The organism is Ideonella paludis (assembly GCF_018069865.1).
GTDB classification, from domain to species: domain Bacteria; phylum Pseudomonadota; class Gammaproteobacteria; order Burkholderiales; family Burkholderiaceae_C; genus Ideonella; species Ideonella paludis.
Map to the genome: position 1 here is coordinate 200,339 of NZ_JAGQDG010000002.1, position 13,975 is coordinate 214,313.

At 63.2% G+C, this 13,975-nt stretch carries 10 protein-coding genes; 1 reads left to right on the forward strand and 9 read right to left on the reverse strand.

Annotated features, from left to right (window positions below; all coding sequences use genetic code 11):
* Nucleotides 1-108: 108 nt before the first annotated feature.
* The gene (gene ppsA, locus KAK11_RS05390) at nucleotides 109-2,508 is read right to left on the reverse strand and encodes a phosphoenolpyruvate synthase (protein ID WP_210807022.1); all 2,400 of its coding nucleotides are present in this window, start codon (nucleotides 2,506-2,508) and stop codon (nucleotides 109-111) included.
* A gap of 226 nt (nucleotides 2,509-2,734) precedes the next feature.
* Between ppsA and ppsR the strand changes: the two genes are divergently transcribed.
* On the forward strand, nucleotides 2,735-3,559 hold the full coding sequence (gene ppsR / locus KAK11_RS05395) for a posphoenolpyruvate synthetase regulatory kinase/phosphorylase PpsR (RefSeq protein ID WP_210807024.1): 825 nt from the start codon (nucleotides 2,735-2,737) through the stop codon (nucleotides 3,557-3,559).
* On the opposite strand, the gene dusA is transcribed toward ppsR, so the two are convergent.
* The 8 genes from dusA to infB all read right to left on the reverse strand — a co-directional run bounded on the left by dusA (nucleotide 3,553) and on the right by infB (nucleotide 13,923).
* Nucleotides 3,553-4,536 (reverse strand): tRNA dihydrouridine(20/20a) synthase DusA, encoded by a 984-nt coding sequence (gene dusA / locus KAK11_RS05400; protein ID WP_310737747.1) that lies wholly within the window; start codon nucleotides 4,534-4,536, stop codon nucleotides 3,553-3,555. The two genes, ppsR and dusA, sit on opposite strands and share 7 nt — an antisense overlap.
* Before the next feature lie 7 nt (nucleotides 4,537-4,543).
* Nucleotides 4,544-5,398 carry an alpha/beta fold hydrolase gene (locus KAK11_RS05405; protein WP_210807028.1) on the reverse strand — a complete coding sequence of 285 codons (855 nt, stop codon included), beginning with the start codon at nucleotides 5,396-5,398 and terminating at the stop codon, nucleotides 4,544-4,546.
* An 81-nt stretch (nucleotides 5,399-5,479) separates the two neighbouring features.
* Nucleotides 5,480-6,616 (reverse strand): enoyl-CoA hydratase/isomerase family protein, encoded by a 1,137-nt coding sequence (locus tag KAK11_RS05410; protein ID WP_210807030.1) that lies wholly within the window; start codon nucleotides 6,614-6,616, stop codon nucleotides 5,480-5,482.
* 61 nt (nucleotides 6,617-6,677) lie between these two features.
* Entirely contained in the window at nucleotides 6,678-7,577 is a 900-nt protein-coding gene (locus KAK11_RS05415) for a DMT family transporter (protein ID WP_310737748.1), read from the reverse strand.
* 78 nt (nucleotides 7,578-7,655) lie between these two features.
* The gene (typA, locus tag KAK11_RS05420) at nucleotides 7,656-9,485 is read right to left on the reverse strand and encodes a translational GTPase TypA (RefSeq protein WP_210807032.1); all 1,830 of its coding nucleotides are present in this window, start codon (nucleotides 9,483-9,485) and stop codon (nucleotides 7,656-7,658) included.
* Nucleotides 9,486-9,507: 22 nt separating this feature from the next.
* Nucleotides 9,508-10,455 (reverse strand): tRNA pseudouridine(55) synthase TruB, encoded by a 948-nt coding sequence (gene truB, locus KAK11_RS05425; protein WP_210807034.1) that lies wholly within the window; start codon nucleotides 10,453-10,455, stop codon nucleotides 9,508-9,510.
* A 74-nt stretch (nucleotides 10,456-10,529) separates the two neighbouring features.
* Nucleotides 10,530-10,892 (reverse strand): 30S ribosome-binding factor RbfA, encoded by a 363-nt coding sequence (gene rbfA, locus KAK11_RS05430; protein WP_210807036.1) that lies wholly within the window; start codon nucleotides 10,890-10,892, stop codon nucleotides 10,530-10,532.
* Nucleotides 10,893-11,007: 115 nt separating this feature from the next.
* Nucleotides 11,008-13,923 carry a translation initiation factor IF-2 gene (gene infB / locus KAK11_RS05435; RefSeq protein ID WP_210807038.1) on the reverse strand — a complete coding sequence of 972 codons (2,916 nt, stop codon included), beginning with the start codon at nucleotides 13,921-13,923 and terminating at the stop codon, nucleotides 11,008-11,010.
* Between the last annotated feature and the right edge of the window lie 52 nt (nucleotides 13,924-13,975).

The window sequence follows — 13,975 nt, forward strand, 5'->3', positions numbered from 1 at the left end:
CCTTAGGCACTTCAAAATGTGCCCAAAAGGGAAGCCGCCCGGTCGCGTCGACTGACCGGTACAGCAAGGGGGAAAGCCCTCTAGTATAGCAGAAGGCTTTGGAACTGCTTAGCGTCGTTCCGCCAAGCGCTTCCAGGTCTCGATCACCGAGTCCGGGTTCAGCGAGATGGACACAATGCCCTCGGCCGCCAGCCAATCCGCAAAGTCGGGATGGTCACTGGGGCCTTGGCCGCAGATGCCCACGTACTTACCCGTCGCACGGCAGGCTGCGATGGCGCGGGAGATCAGCGCCTTGACCGCCGGGTCACGCTCGTCGAAGTCGTCGGCCAACTGCTCCAGGCCCGAGTCGCGGTCCAGGCCCAGGGTCAGCTGGGTCAGGTCATTGGAGCCGATGGACATGCCATCGAAGTACTCCAGAAACTGATCGGCCAAGATGGCGTTGCTCGGCACTTCGCACATCATGATCAGGCGCAGGCCGTCTTGGCCGCGCTTCAGGCCACGCCCGGCCAGCAACTGCTCAACGCGCTGGGCTTGGCTGACCGTGCGAACGAACGGCACCATGATCTCGACGTTGGTCAGGCCCATGTCGTTGCGCACGCGCTTGAGCGCCTCGCACTCCATGCCAAAAGCGTCAGAGAACTCGCCGCTGATGTAACGCGAAGCCCCACGGAAGCCCAGCATGGGGTTTTCTTCATCGGGCTCATAGCGGCTGCCGCCGATGAGCTTTTTGTACTCGTTGGACTTGAAATCCGACAAGCGCACGATGACCGGCTTGGGCCAGAAGGCTGCGGCGATGGTGGCCACCCCTTCGGCGAGCTTGTCGACATAGAACGCGCGCGGGCTGGCATGGCCCCGGGCCACCGACTCGACCGCCTTCTTCAGGTCAGGATCCACATTCGGGTAGTCCAAGATGGCCTTGGGGTGGACGCCGATGTTGTTGTTGATGATGAACTCCAAGCGGGCCAGGCCAATGCCGGAATTGGGCATTTGCGAGAAGTTGAAGGCCAGTTGGGGGTTGCCCACGTTCATCATGATCTTGACCGGGCAGTAAGGCAGCTCGCCTTGGTTGACCTCGGTCACTTCGGTCTCCAGCAGGCCGTCGAAGACGTAGCCGGTGTCGCCCTCAGAGCAAGCCACGGTCACCAGAGCGCCGTCGGTCAGGTGCTCGGTGGCGTCGCCACAGCCCACCACGGCCGGAATGCCCAGCTCGCGCGCGATGATGGCGGCGTGGCAGGTGCGACCCCCGCGGTTGGTGACGATGGCGCTGGCGCGCTTCATCACCGGCTCCCAGTTGGGGTCGGTCATGTCGGTGACCAGCACATCGCCGGGCTGCACACGCTCCATCTCAGCGATGGAGGTGACCAGGCGCACGGGGCCAGTGCCGATCTTTTGGCCGATGGCACGGCCTTCGGTCAGCAGCGTGCCTTGGCCCTTGAGCTTGTAACGCAGCTCGACCTGACCTGCCGCTTGGCTGCGCACGGTCTCGGGCCGGGCTTGCAGGATGTAGAGCTTGCCGTCCACACCGTCCTTGCCCCACTCGATGTCCATCGGGCGGCCGTAATGCTTCTCGATGATCAAGGCATAGCGGGCCAGCTCGGTGACATCGGCATCGTTCAGCGAGTAGCGGTTGCGCAGCTCAGGCGGCGTGTCCACCGTGCGCACCAGCTTGCCGGACTCGGCCTTCTCTTCGGGCGACGCAAACTCCATGCGAATCAGCTTGGAGCCCAGCGAGCGACGGATCAGCGCTTGCTTGCCTGCTTCGAGCATGGGCTTGTGCACATAGAACTCGTCAGGGTTGACAGCACCTTGCACCACGGTCTCGCCCAGGCCGTAGCTGGAGGTGATGAAGACCACGTCCTTGAAGCCCGACTCGGTGTCGATGGTGAACATCACACCCGCCGCGCCAACGTCGGAGCGCACCATGCGCTGAACACCCGCCGACAGCGCCACATCGGCGTGGGCAAAGCCCTTGTGCACGCGGTAGCTGATGGCGCGATCGTTGTAGAGCGAGGCAAACACTTCTTTCATCTTGTGCAGCACATCGTCGATGCCTTGCACATTCAAGAAGGTTTCTTGCTGGCCCGCAAACGAAGCATCGGGCAAGTCTTCGGCCGTGGCCGAGGACCGCACGGCCCAGGTGATGTTGGGCGTATCGCCACTGACGCGGGCAAACTCGGCGCGCACGGCAGCCTCGAAATCTGCCGGAAATGGTGCATCCACCACCCATTGGCGGATCTCGGCGCCGGCCTCCGCCAGGGCGCGCACATCGTCAGTGTTGAGGGCGGCCAAGCGGGCATTGATCTTTTCAGTCAATCCGCCGTGCTTCAAAAACTCGCGGAAGGCATGGGCCGTGGTGGCAAAGCCACCGGGCACCCGCACGCCAGTAGCGGCCAGTTGGCTGATCATCTCGCCGAGGCTGGCGTTTTTACCGCCAACCACCTCGACGTCAGTCATGCGCAGTTGTTCGAACGGTGCGACCAGGGCGGTCGCCGTTGCTGTGTGGGACATAGAAAGCTCCTTGATGACAAAAAAACTTTGTCGCCATCCTGGAGTCTGGCCGGGCACAGCCTAGCCGCCGCACTGGGTTGCTGTTGTTGGAGGCAGCGGGAAAGCGGGTGCACCGGGGTCGCCACCAGCACTTTCGTGCCGGACCGACGCTAAAGGATGCGAATTGACCCGGATTCTACGGACGGATTGCCTATCATCACTGAAACTTCGCTGAAACTGGATCGCTATGCCCAATCGCACCGTGTTCTTTATCTCTGACGGCACCGGCATCACTGCCGAGACCTTTGGCAACTCCATCCTGGCCCAGTTTCCAGGCAAGCGTCGGCACATTCGCCGGCCCTTCATCGACACGGTGGAGAAGGCACTCACCGTGCAAGGTGAGATCAATGCCACGGCCGCCGCCGAAGGTGTCAAGCCCGTGGTCTTCATCACCTTGGCCCGCGACGACGTGCGCGACATCCTGACCAGCGCCGAGTGCCAATGCCTGATGATGGACATGTTCGGCGCATTTGTGGAGCCACTCGAGGTCGAGTTTGGCATCAAGTCCAACCACCGGGTCGGACGCTTCTCGGATGCGGCCAAAAGCCAGGAATACAACGAACGCATCGAGGCCATCAACTTTTCCTTGGCCCATGATGACGGCCAGTCGGCCCGAAACCTGGAAGCTGCCGATGTGATCTTGGTCGGCGTCAGCCGCTGTGGCAAGACGCCCACGTCGCTGTACTTGGCCATGCAGCATGGCATCAAGGCCGCCAACTATCCGCTGATCCCTGAAGACTTCGAGCGGGGCCAGTTGCCATCAGCCTTGGCGCCTCACAAGAAAAAATGCTTTGGGCTGACGATCGACCCGGACCGGCTGAGCCAGATCCGTAATGAGCGCCGCCCTGGCAGCAAGTATGCCGCGTTTGAAAACTGCCGCTATGAAGTGGCTGAGGCCGAAACCATGATGAAGCGCCACCAGATCGATTGGCTCTCATCCACGCACAAATCCATCGAGGAAATCGCGACCACCATCTTGCGCGACATTCGCCCGGACCGCCTCACCTACTGAGCTTGGGCCGCAAGGCGGCTGACTTCCAGCGGGCTCAAAGCCTTGAGTTTGTGGTCGCTCCAAACTTGGCGCCAGCGGCGCGCGCCCGCGAGCCCATGGCGCAGCCCCAGCATGTGGCGCGCCATATGCGCCCAGGGCACGGCAGCGGTTTGCATCTGCTGGGCCATGTAAGCCACCATCTCGGCCTCCACGGCCTCGCGCGTCAGGGCGCTGGGCTCCGTCTCACCCCAGAAGCGCTGGTCCCAATCGTGCATCAGCCAAGGGTTGTGATAGGCCTCGCGTCCCACCATCACACCGTCCACATGCTGCAAGTGGGTCTCGATCTCGGCATTGGTTTTGATGCCGCCATTGATGACGATGGTGAGGTGCGGGAACTCGCGCTTGAGTTGATACACCAGCTCATAGCGCAGCGGCGGGATGTCGCGGTTCTCTTTGGGGCTCAAGCCCTGCAGCCAGGCGTTGCGGGCATGGACGATGAACACCTCGCAGCCGGCGTCGGCCACCGTGCCCACAAAGTCGCGCACAAACTCATAGCGCTCGATGCGGTCGATGCCGATGCGGTGCTTCACGGTCACCGGCAAGCTGCAAGCATCGCGCATGGCCTTCACGCCATCCGCCACCAGGGGCGCCTCGGCCATCAGGCAGGCGCCAAACGCACCTTTTTGCACTCGCTCTGAGGGGCAGCCGCAGTTCAGGTTGACCTCGTCATAGCCAAAGCGTTCGGCCACTCTGGCGCAGGCGCCCAAGTCCGCCGGGTCGCTGCCGCCCAATTGCAGCGCCACCGGGTGCTCGTCCGCATTGAAGGCCAAATGGCGCTCTTGGTCGCCGTGCAGGATCGCGCCACTGTTCACCATCTCGGTGTAGAGCCGGGTATGGCGGGTGATCTTGCGGTGGAAGGTCCGGCAATGCTTGTCGGTCCAGTCCAGCATGGGCGCCACACTCAGGCGCCAGGGCGAAGGGGAAATCGGTTCAGTCACCCGCGCATTATCGCGGGGCGCCTCGTTTGAAGAACCAACGCCGCGCGGGGGTGATCTCAAAGGGCTGCCAGGCTCCGGGCGGCTGCGCCAGGCGGTCGGCCACCGCATACAAAGACAGCGGGTTCAGCACCATGCCGATGTGGCTGGCTGGTACTTCAATGTTCTCGGTCTGCGGGCCTTCGGGGTTCAGGCTGCACGGCCAAGCCACCACGCCGTCCGTCCGCGAATAGATGCTGGTGGTGGGCACGGGCGGCGTGCCGCGAATCTGGGCCAGCATGTCCTCGTCGTGGGCATCCAAGCCGCTGACCCACTCAAACAGTCTCCAGGCATTCGTACCCTGCGGATGGCCGGTGAACGGTGAGCCCAGGGTCACCACACATCGCACATGGTCCGGCGCCTCCTTGGCGAGTTCACGGGCGTAAATGCCGCCCAAGCTCCAGCCTACCAAGCTGACGGCCTGACCACTGGCGTAGTGCAAGGCCTTCAACTGGTCTAGACAGGCGGACAACACCCCTTGGCGAGGCCCAAAGTTGAAGCCCTGATGCCAAGGGTGCGCGTCATAGCCTTGGTCGCACAGAAACTGACGCAGTGCCACCGTGCTGAAGTCCGCCACACCCAAGCCAGGCAGCACGATCACCGGGTGGCCGTCGCCCTTAGGCAGGCGACGCAGCCAAGGCGTGGCTGCCAGCAGTGCTGCGAACTCCCAGGGCGCCCTGGCCTCCAGGGCCAGTTGCCACCAGCCGGGGGGCGAGGTGACCGAGGGCGCCTCTGTGGAGACTGGTGCGGAGGCAGCGGACAAAGGCTGGCGGCGCGGTCGCCGCTGAGCGGGCTTGGCAGGGGGCGACTGGGGTGGAGAGGGCATGCGTTCTTGAAGACAGTGCAAGCTGGAGGCTCACCCATTCATCTTAAGCGCCCACCTCCCCCCTTCTCTGGGGGCATAGCCCTAAACCAAATGCCGCAGCGGATGCGCCCAGGCAGGCCACGGGCTCTGGAAGAAGGCCTGCACCATCTCGGGGGTCACCTCGGCCAAGCTCGCCGGGTTCCAGCGCGGGGCGTGGTCTTTGTCGACCGCCAAGGCACGAATGCCCTCCACCGTCTCGCTGGCGGCGCCCGGCCTCAGGTGGAAGCAATGCCGCACCATGTCGCGCTCCATGCGCAGGTCGTCGGCCAGGCTCATCTGGCGAGCCCGCCTGACTTGCTCCAGCGACACCGCCATCATCAAGGGCGAGCGATGGCTCAAAACCTCCACCGTCTTTTGGGCCCATTCCGAGCCATCAGCCTTGAGAGAGGCGATGATGGCCGCCACATCGGGCTGGCTGAAGTGGTGATCGATGGCGGCGCGGTGGCTGTCCAGCAGCGCCGCTGCACGCGGCAATGCCAGCTTGCGCACGGCCTGCAACGCAGCCTCTCCAAAAGCAGCCGTGCCGGGGGGCGCTGAGACCTCCGCCAACACGGTCGCCACGTGAGGCAGCGCGTCAGCGGGCAGCTCCACATCTGCCAAGGTGGCCGCCAAGGCTTCAGCCCCCTGCAGCACATGGCCGGTCAAGGCCAGGTACTCTCCCAACGCACCGGGGCAGCGCGCCAAGAACCAACCGCCGCCGACGTCGGGGAACAGCCCAATATGAGTCTCCGGCATGGCCAGCTTGCTGGCCGAAGTCACGACCCGAAGGGCGGCCCCTTGGCTGATGCCCATGCCCCCGCCCATGCATATGCCGTCCATCAGCGCGACCAGCGGCTTGGCATAGCCATGGATCAGGTGATTGAGCGCGTATTCCTCGGTGAAGAAGTCCTCCAGCCGCGGGTCTCCGGCCAGGGCCGCTTGGTGAAAGAAGCGGATGTCACCGCCCGCGCAAAAGGCGGGGGCCTTTCCGGGCCTAGAGGCCGCTTGCAAGACCACGACCCCGGTGTTCGGGCAGGCCTGCCAGTGGCTCAAGGCGGCCGTGATGTCGCGGATCATGTCCAGCGACAAAGCGTTCAAAGCCTGTGGGCGGTTGAGCGTCAGCACGCCCACCGGCCCGGTTTGCTCAACCCATACTGCACCTTGTGAGCACAGTCCGGGCGTCAAAGAAGAAATCGTCATGATCTGAAACGAAGCCTATGAAGCGCTCAGTGTAGAGCGCCTGCACCGCTCCATCAGCACTTCAGCGCCCAGAACGCAGGGCCAACACCTCATTGCTGGCCAAGGCCAGCAAGACCAGTGCGCCCCCCAACAAGACCGGCAGGCTGGGGGCCTCGCTGGCGCCCAGCCAGGTCCAGGCCACACCCATGATGACCTCCAGCAAACCCAGCAAAGCGGCCTCAGGGGCCTTCAGCACCTTGCCCGCCTTGACGGCCAAGACACAAGGGATGGCCAGTTGGGCCACGCCCAGAAAAGCCAGCAGGCCAATGTCGTGAGCGGAGGCCTTGAGCGGCCAGGCCAGTGGCAGCGTCAATAGCGCAGAGGCCACCGCACCCAGCAAAATCGCCGTGCTCATGTCGGCGGGCGCATCACCGCCCTGCTCTGCAGGCCTCGGCCCAGCGTGGTGCTGCAGCAAGGTCCACATCGCTGCGCCGGCCACCGGCACCGTCAAGGCCACCGCCATGCCCCACAGGTCTTGCGCACGGCCATTCAAGACCTCGTTGGCAAACATGCCGGTGATGCCTAAGCCGGCAATGCCAATCGCCCACCAGGTGCGTGCGGGCAAACGCTGCTCCAGCCAGCCACGGGCCATCAAGGCGGTGAACAAAGGGGCCAAGGCCATGGTGATGAGCACGTGAGCCACCGTGGTCATGGTCAGCGCCACCATGAAGGCAGTGAACATGACCGTCCAGCACAGGCCGGAAGCCCACAGCACCGCCCCGCCGCGCCGCAAGCCGCGCCACAGCGCCCCCGGGCCCTGCAGCCAAGCCAGCAGGAACACCAGCGCGACGGCATTGCTGGCGCTGCGCCAGAAGGTCACCTCAAATGCCGCTGCGGCCTCCAGATGGCGTGTGACCACCCCGGCGATGCTCCAGAGAAAGGTCACCAGCAACATGGTGAGTGTGGCGCGGGCATGACTCACGACTTCAGCCTCAGAAAGCGTATCGACCAAGAAAAAGCGACCCTGGTGGGCCGCTTTGAAAGGATCACCAAGCGGCGATCAGCCTTCGGCGCGCGAAGCGCGCTTACGGTCATGCTCGGAGAGGTGGCGCTTGCGCAGACGCACCGACTTCGGTGTGATCTCGACCAATTCGTCGTCCTCGATGAACTCGACACCGTACTCCAAGGTCAGGTCAATGGGCGGCGTGATCTTGACGGCGTCTTCCTTGCCCGAGACGCGGAAGTTGGTCAGCTGCTTGGTGCGGGTCGCGTTGACGACCAGGTCGTTGTCACGGCTGTGAATACCGACGATCATGCCTTCGTACACCGGGTCGCCAGCCTTCACGAACATGCGACCCCGGTCGTCCAACTTGCCCAGCGCGTAGGTGAAGATTTCGCCAGCGTCCATGCTGATCAGCACGCCGTTCTTGCGGCTGGCGATCTCGCCCTTGTAAGGCTCATAGCCGTCAAAAATGTTGCTGATCAGGCCCGAGCCGCGGGTCAGGTTCAAGAACTCATTGGAGAAGCCAATCAGGCCCCGCGCAGGGATGCGGTACTCCAGGCGCACGCGGCCACGGCCGTCCGGCTCCATGTTCACCAGTTCGCCCTTGCGCTCACCCAGAGCTTGCATCACGCCGCCTTGGTGGGTTTCTTCCACGTCAGCCGTGACCATTTCAATCGGCTCGCACTTCTCGCCGTTGATCTCTTGGAACACCACGCGCGGCTTGGAGACGGCCAGCTCATAGCCTTCGCGGCGCATGTTTTCCAGCAAGATGGTCAGGTGCAATTCGCCCCGACCAGAGACTTCAAAAATGCCGTCTTCCCCGGTTTCTTTGACGCGCAAGGCCACGTTGTGCTGCAGCTCTTTTTGCAGGCGATCCCAGATTTGGCGGCTGGTCACGAACTTGCCTTCACGGCCGGCCAGCGGGCTGGTGTTCACGCAGAAGTTCATGGTCAGGGTGGGCTCGTCCACCTTCAGCATGGGCAGCGGCTGTGGGTTGGCCGGGTCGGTCACGGTCACGCCAATGCCGATGTCCTCAATGCCGTTGATCAGCACGATGTCGCCCGGGCCGGCTTCGGTGACTTGCACGCGATCCAGGCCATGGAACTTCAGAACTTGGTTAATGCGTCCCTTGACGGCCTTGCCGTCCGGCCCTTCCATCACCACCACGTCCATCGCCGGCTTGATGGTGCCCGTGCTGATGCGGCCCACGCCGATGCGACCCACGAAGGTGGAGTAGTCCAGCGAGGAGATTTGCAGCTGCAGCGGCGCATCAGCATCGCCCGCGTTGGGCGGCACATGCTTGAGCACGGTGTTGAACAGCGCGGACATGTCGGGGCCCCACTTCTCACCCGGAGCGCCCTCTTCCAGCGAGGTCCAACCGTTGATGCCCGAGGCATACACAACGGGGAAGTCCAACTGCTCGTCGGTGGCGCCGAGCTTGTCGAACAGATCGAACGCGGCGTTGATGACGGCATCAGGCTTGGCACCCGGCTTGTCCACCTTGTTGACCACGACGATGGGCTTCAGGCCCAAGGCCAAGGCCTTTTTGGTCACGAAGCGGGTTTGCGGCATCGGGCCTTCTTGCGCGTCAATCAGCAAGACCACGCCGTCGACCATGGACAAGGCGCGCTCGACTTCACCACCGAAGTCCGCGTGGCCCGGGGTGTCCACGATGTTGATGTGGGTGCCTTCCCAGCTCACCGCGCAGTTCTTGGCCAAGATGGTGATGCCGCGTTCTTTTTCGATGGCATTGCTGTCCATCACGCAGTCGATGACTTTCTCGTGGTCAGCGAAAGTGCCGCTTTGGCGCAGCAGTTGGTCCACCAGCGTGGTTTTGCCGTGGTCCACGTGGGCAATGATGGCGATGTTGCGAATCTGTCGGCTCATGAGCGGCTCTCGAAGGAAAAAATCAAAGGGTCAGCAGCGCCTGGACCTCAGTCGGACTGAGCAGGCGATCGGCGATCAACTCGCCGGCAGTGATGTGAGCACTGCCCAAAAAGGCAGTGGGTTCGGGGCCGTAAACGCGCACGGCCGGCGCATCCGGCTGCGCCACGCGGCGGCGCAAACCAGAAATGAATCGTCCCGCCTCTTCGGCGGCCAGGCGAACGGCCGGCCAATCGGCCACCAGCGCATCCGGTGGCCTCAGGTGGGCATCGCGTTGTTCTTCGGTCCAATCGGCCAGGGTCTCAAGCGTGACGGCCTCTGCAACGGTCAAAGGCCCGCTGCCAATGCGGCGCAAGCCCGCCAAGTGCGCCCCGCAGCCCAGGGCTTCACCCAGGTCTTCAGCCAGCGTGCGGATGTAAGTGCCCTTGCTGCAGCGAACAGTCAGACTCAACACATTCGCCTCAGCTTGCCAGCTGTTGATGGCAATCTCGTGAATGGTCACTTGACGCGCGGCACGCTCCACCTCTAAACCTTGCCTGGCGTATTCGTACAACGGCTTGCCGTCCTTCTTCAGGGCCGAGTGCATGGGCGGCACTTGGGAGATCGGCCCCACAAAGCGCAGGCATGCCGCTTCGATGTCTTCGGCCGCGGCGCGCACAGGCCGCTCGTCAATGACATCACCTTCCATGTCGCCGCCCACCCGGCGCTGGCCGAGTTGGACGGTGGCGACATAGGCCTTGTCGGCATCCAAGCTCACCTGAGAGAACTTGGTGGCGGCACCAAAGCACAGCGGCAGCAGGCCGGAGGCCATGGGGTCCAGCGTGCCGGTGTGGCCCGCTTTCTCGGCACGAAACAGCCGTTTGACCTTTTGAAGCGCGTCGTTGCTGGACAAGCCCACCGGTTTATCGAGCAGCAGCACGCCGTGCACCGCGCGGCGGGGCACTCTGGGACGATGGGACGTGTTGGGCTTCATGAACGATGGGAGCACAGCAAGACAAGGCCAGTTCAGGGGCAGCGTTCGGGTCCGGACGCTGCACGACCATGAACTCAGTCCTTGGCGCGGGTCGCGTTGGCTTTGTGGATCAAGGCGCTGAGGTCAGCAGCGCGTTCAATGGTTTTGTCGAACTTGAAATGCAGAGTGGGCACGGTGTGAATGGCCAAGCGCTTGAACAAGCCGTTGCGCACAAAGCCCGCCGCCTCATTCAGGGCAGTCTCTGACTCGATGGGATCACCGATCAGCAAGGAGAAAAACACCGTCGCGTGGGCATAGTCCGGCGTGACTTCGACCGCATTGATGGTGGCCATGCCAATGCGCGGATCTTTCAAGTCGCGCACGAGCTCAGCCACATCGCGCTGGATCTGGTCCGCCACCCGAAAGCTGCGGTTGGGGATATTGCGTTTATGTCGCATAACAAGTTTCCAGAACGTCTGGGCCTTCCAACCTTGCCAAAACAAGGGGCTGCCAACTCAAGCAAAAAACCCCGCCAAGCACGGCGGGGTTTCCCGGAGGGTGCAGCCTGGCGCCTTAGAGGGTCCGTGCCACTTCCTTGACTTCGAAGAACTCGAGTTGATCGCCCTCGGAGATGTCGTTGTAGTTCTTGAGTTTGATACCGCACTCGAAGCCTTCCTTGACTTCGCGCACGTCGTCTTTCAAGCGCTTCACCGAATCGACTTCGCCGGTGTAGATCACCACGTTGTCGCGCAGCAGGCGGAAGCGTGCGTTGCGGGTCACCATACCGTTGGTGATCATGCAACCTGCCACCGTGCCGATCTTGGAGGCGACAAACACCGTCCGGATCTCGGCCATACCGATGACTTCTTCCTTCTGCTCCGGCGCCAACATGCCGCCCATCGCTGCCTTCACCTCATCCACAGCGTCGTAGATGATGTTGTAGTAGCGCAGGTCAATGCCAGCATGCTCCGCCAGCTTACGAGCCTGAGCATCGGCACGGGTGTTGAAGCCGATGATGATGGCCTTGGAGGCGATCGCCAAGTTGACGTCCGACTCGCTGATGCCACCGACCGCTGCGTGAACGATCTGCACCTTGACTTCTTCGGTCGAGAGCTTGAGCAAGGACGAGGCCAGCGCTTCTTGCGAACCCTGCACATCGGCCTTGATGATCAAAGGCAAGGCCTGAGCAGCACCCTGGCCCATGTTCTCGAACATGTTTTCCAGCTTGGCGGCTTGGCGCTTGTTCAGCGTCACTTCGCGGTACTTGCCTTGACGGAAGGTGGCGATTTCACGCGCACGACGTTCGTCAGACAGAACCATGAAGTCGTCGCCAGCCTGCGGCACTTCGGTCAAACCTTGGATCTCCACCGGAATGGAGGGGCCTGCTTCAGCAATGTTCTTGCCGTCTTCGTCCAGCATGGCGCGCACGCGGCCGAAGCTGGAGCCTGCCAAGATCACATCGCCACGCTTCAAAGTACCGGACTGGATCAGCACGCTGGCGACCGGGCCACGGCCCTTGTCCAGGCGCGCTTCAATCACGATGCCCTTGGCCATGGCTTCCACCGGCGCCTTCAACTCCAGCACTTCGGCCTGCAACAGCACCTGCTCCAGCAGATCGTCAATGCCTTGGCCCGTCTTGGAGGACACGCCCACGAAGGGTGAGTCACCACCGAAGTCTTCAGGCACGACCTCTTCGGCCACCAATTCGCTCTTGACGCGCTCAGGGTTCGAGTCGGGCTTGTCAATCTTGGTCATGGCCACGACGATGGGCACGCCCGCCGCCTTGGCATGGTGGATCGCTTCCTTGGTCTGTGGCATCACGCCGTCGTCGGCCGCCACCACCAGAATAACGATGTCGGTCGCCTTGGCGCCACGAGCACGCATGGCCGTGAAGGCCGCGTGACCCGGGGTGTCCAAGAAGGTGATCATGCCGCGTGGCGTTTCCACGTGGTAGGCACCAATGTGCTGCGTAATGCCACCGGCCTCGCCAGCGGCCACACGGCTGCGACGGATGTAATCCAGCAGCGAGGTCTTGCCGTGGTCCACGTGGCCCATCACGGTCACCACAGGTGCGCGGGCCAGCGCTTCGCCAGAGGCCGCGGCTTGCTCCTCTTCCGAGAAGGCTTCGGGGTCGTCCAGCTTGGCGGCCAGCGCCTTGTGGCCCATTTCTTCCACGACGATCATCGCGGTTTCTTGGTCCAACTGCTGGTTGATGGTGACCATCTGGCCCAGCTTCATCAATTGCTTGATGACCTCGCTGGCCTTGACCGCCATCTTGTGGGCCAGATCAGCCACCGAGATGGTTTCTGGCACGTGCACTTCTTGCACCACCGGTTCGGTCGGTGCTTGGAAGTTGGAGTTCTGCTGATCGCGTGAATCACCACGACGGCCGCCTCGCGGGGCCTTCCAGCCGGCGCGGCCAGCGTTGGCGTCGGTGCGGCCACCCTTGGTGGGCGTGGGGCCGCCCCGCTTCTTGGCTTCATCGGCCCAGCTGGACGACAACTTCTCGGACTTGACCGACTTCTTGTCGCCAGGCTTGGCCGGGGCGCCAGGCGCCGCAACCGGCGCAGGTGCGCCTGCCACAGGCTTGGCCTTGTGAATGGTGCCCTTGATGCCTTCCTTGGGCTCGACGGGCTTGGGCTCTTCGGGCTTCTTGGCGACCATGACCTTGCTCTTGCGAGCCATCATGTCGCGAATGGCCGAAGCCTCTGCCTCGGCAGCCTTGCGGCGACGCTCCAGGTCAGCCGCACGCTTCTGCTCTTCGGCCTCGCTCTCGCCGGCCTTCACCACGCGCAGCACGGGTTTTGGGGCCTCCTTGGGCGGCTCCGCCACAGGGGCTGGCGCCGGTGCAGGCACAGGTGCTGGAGCGGGCGCAGCCGCATCCGCAGGCGCCTTCTTGGCGGCCGCGGCCGCAGCCTTGGCCAGCGCCGCAGCCGCTTCGGCGGCCGCGGCTTCAGCCGCTGCCTTGGCGGCAGCGGCTTCTGCGGCTGCCTTTTCGGCGGCTTCGCGGTCACGGCGTTCTTGCTCTTCGCGCTCTTCACGCAAACGGCGCTTTTCAGCCAGCTCTTCTTCTTGGCGACGGATTTGTTCGGCTTGTTGACGGGCCTCTTCTTCGCGACGGGCCAACTCGGCTTCGTCAACCTGAGGCTCGTCAGACTCGTGCTCCATCTCGGCGCCAGCCGGCGCGTCATCGCGCTTGACGAAAACGCGCTTCTTGCGCACTTCGACCTGGATGGTGCGCGCCTTGCCGCTGGCGTCAGCCTGCTTGATCTCGCTGGTGGACTTGCGGGTCAGGGTGATCTTCTTACGATCGCCGCCTGTGGTGCCATGCGAGGTGCGGAGGTAGTCCAAAAGGCGTTCTTTGTCCGATTCAGTCAGCGAATCGTCCGGCGAACTCTTGGCGACGCCGGCCGACTGCAACTGTTCCAGCAGTGTTGCAGCGGGGCGATTCAGCTCCGTTGCCAGTTGAGCGACGGTGGTCACTGCCATGCTTTAATTTCCTTGATCTTGATGCCGTGTGCGTGGTGTGCGAGGGGCCGTG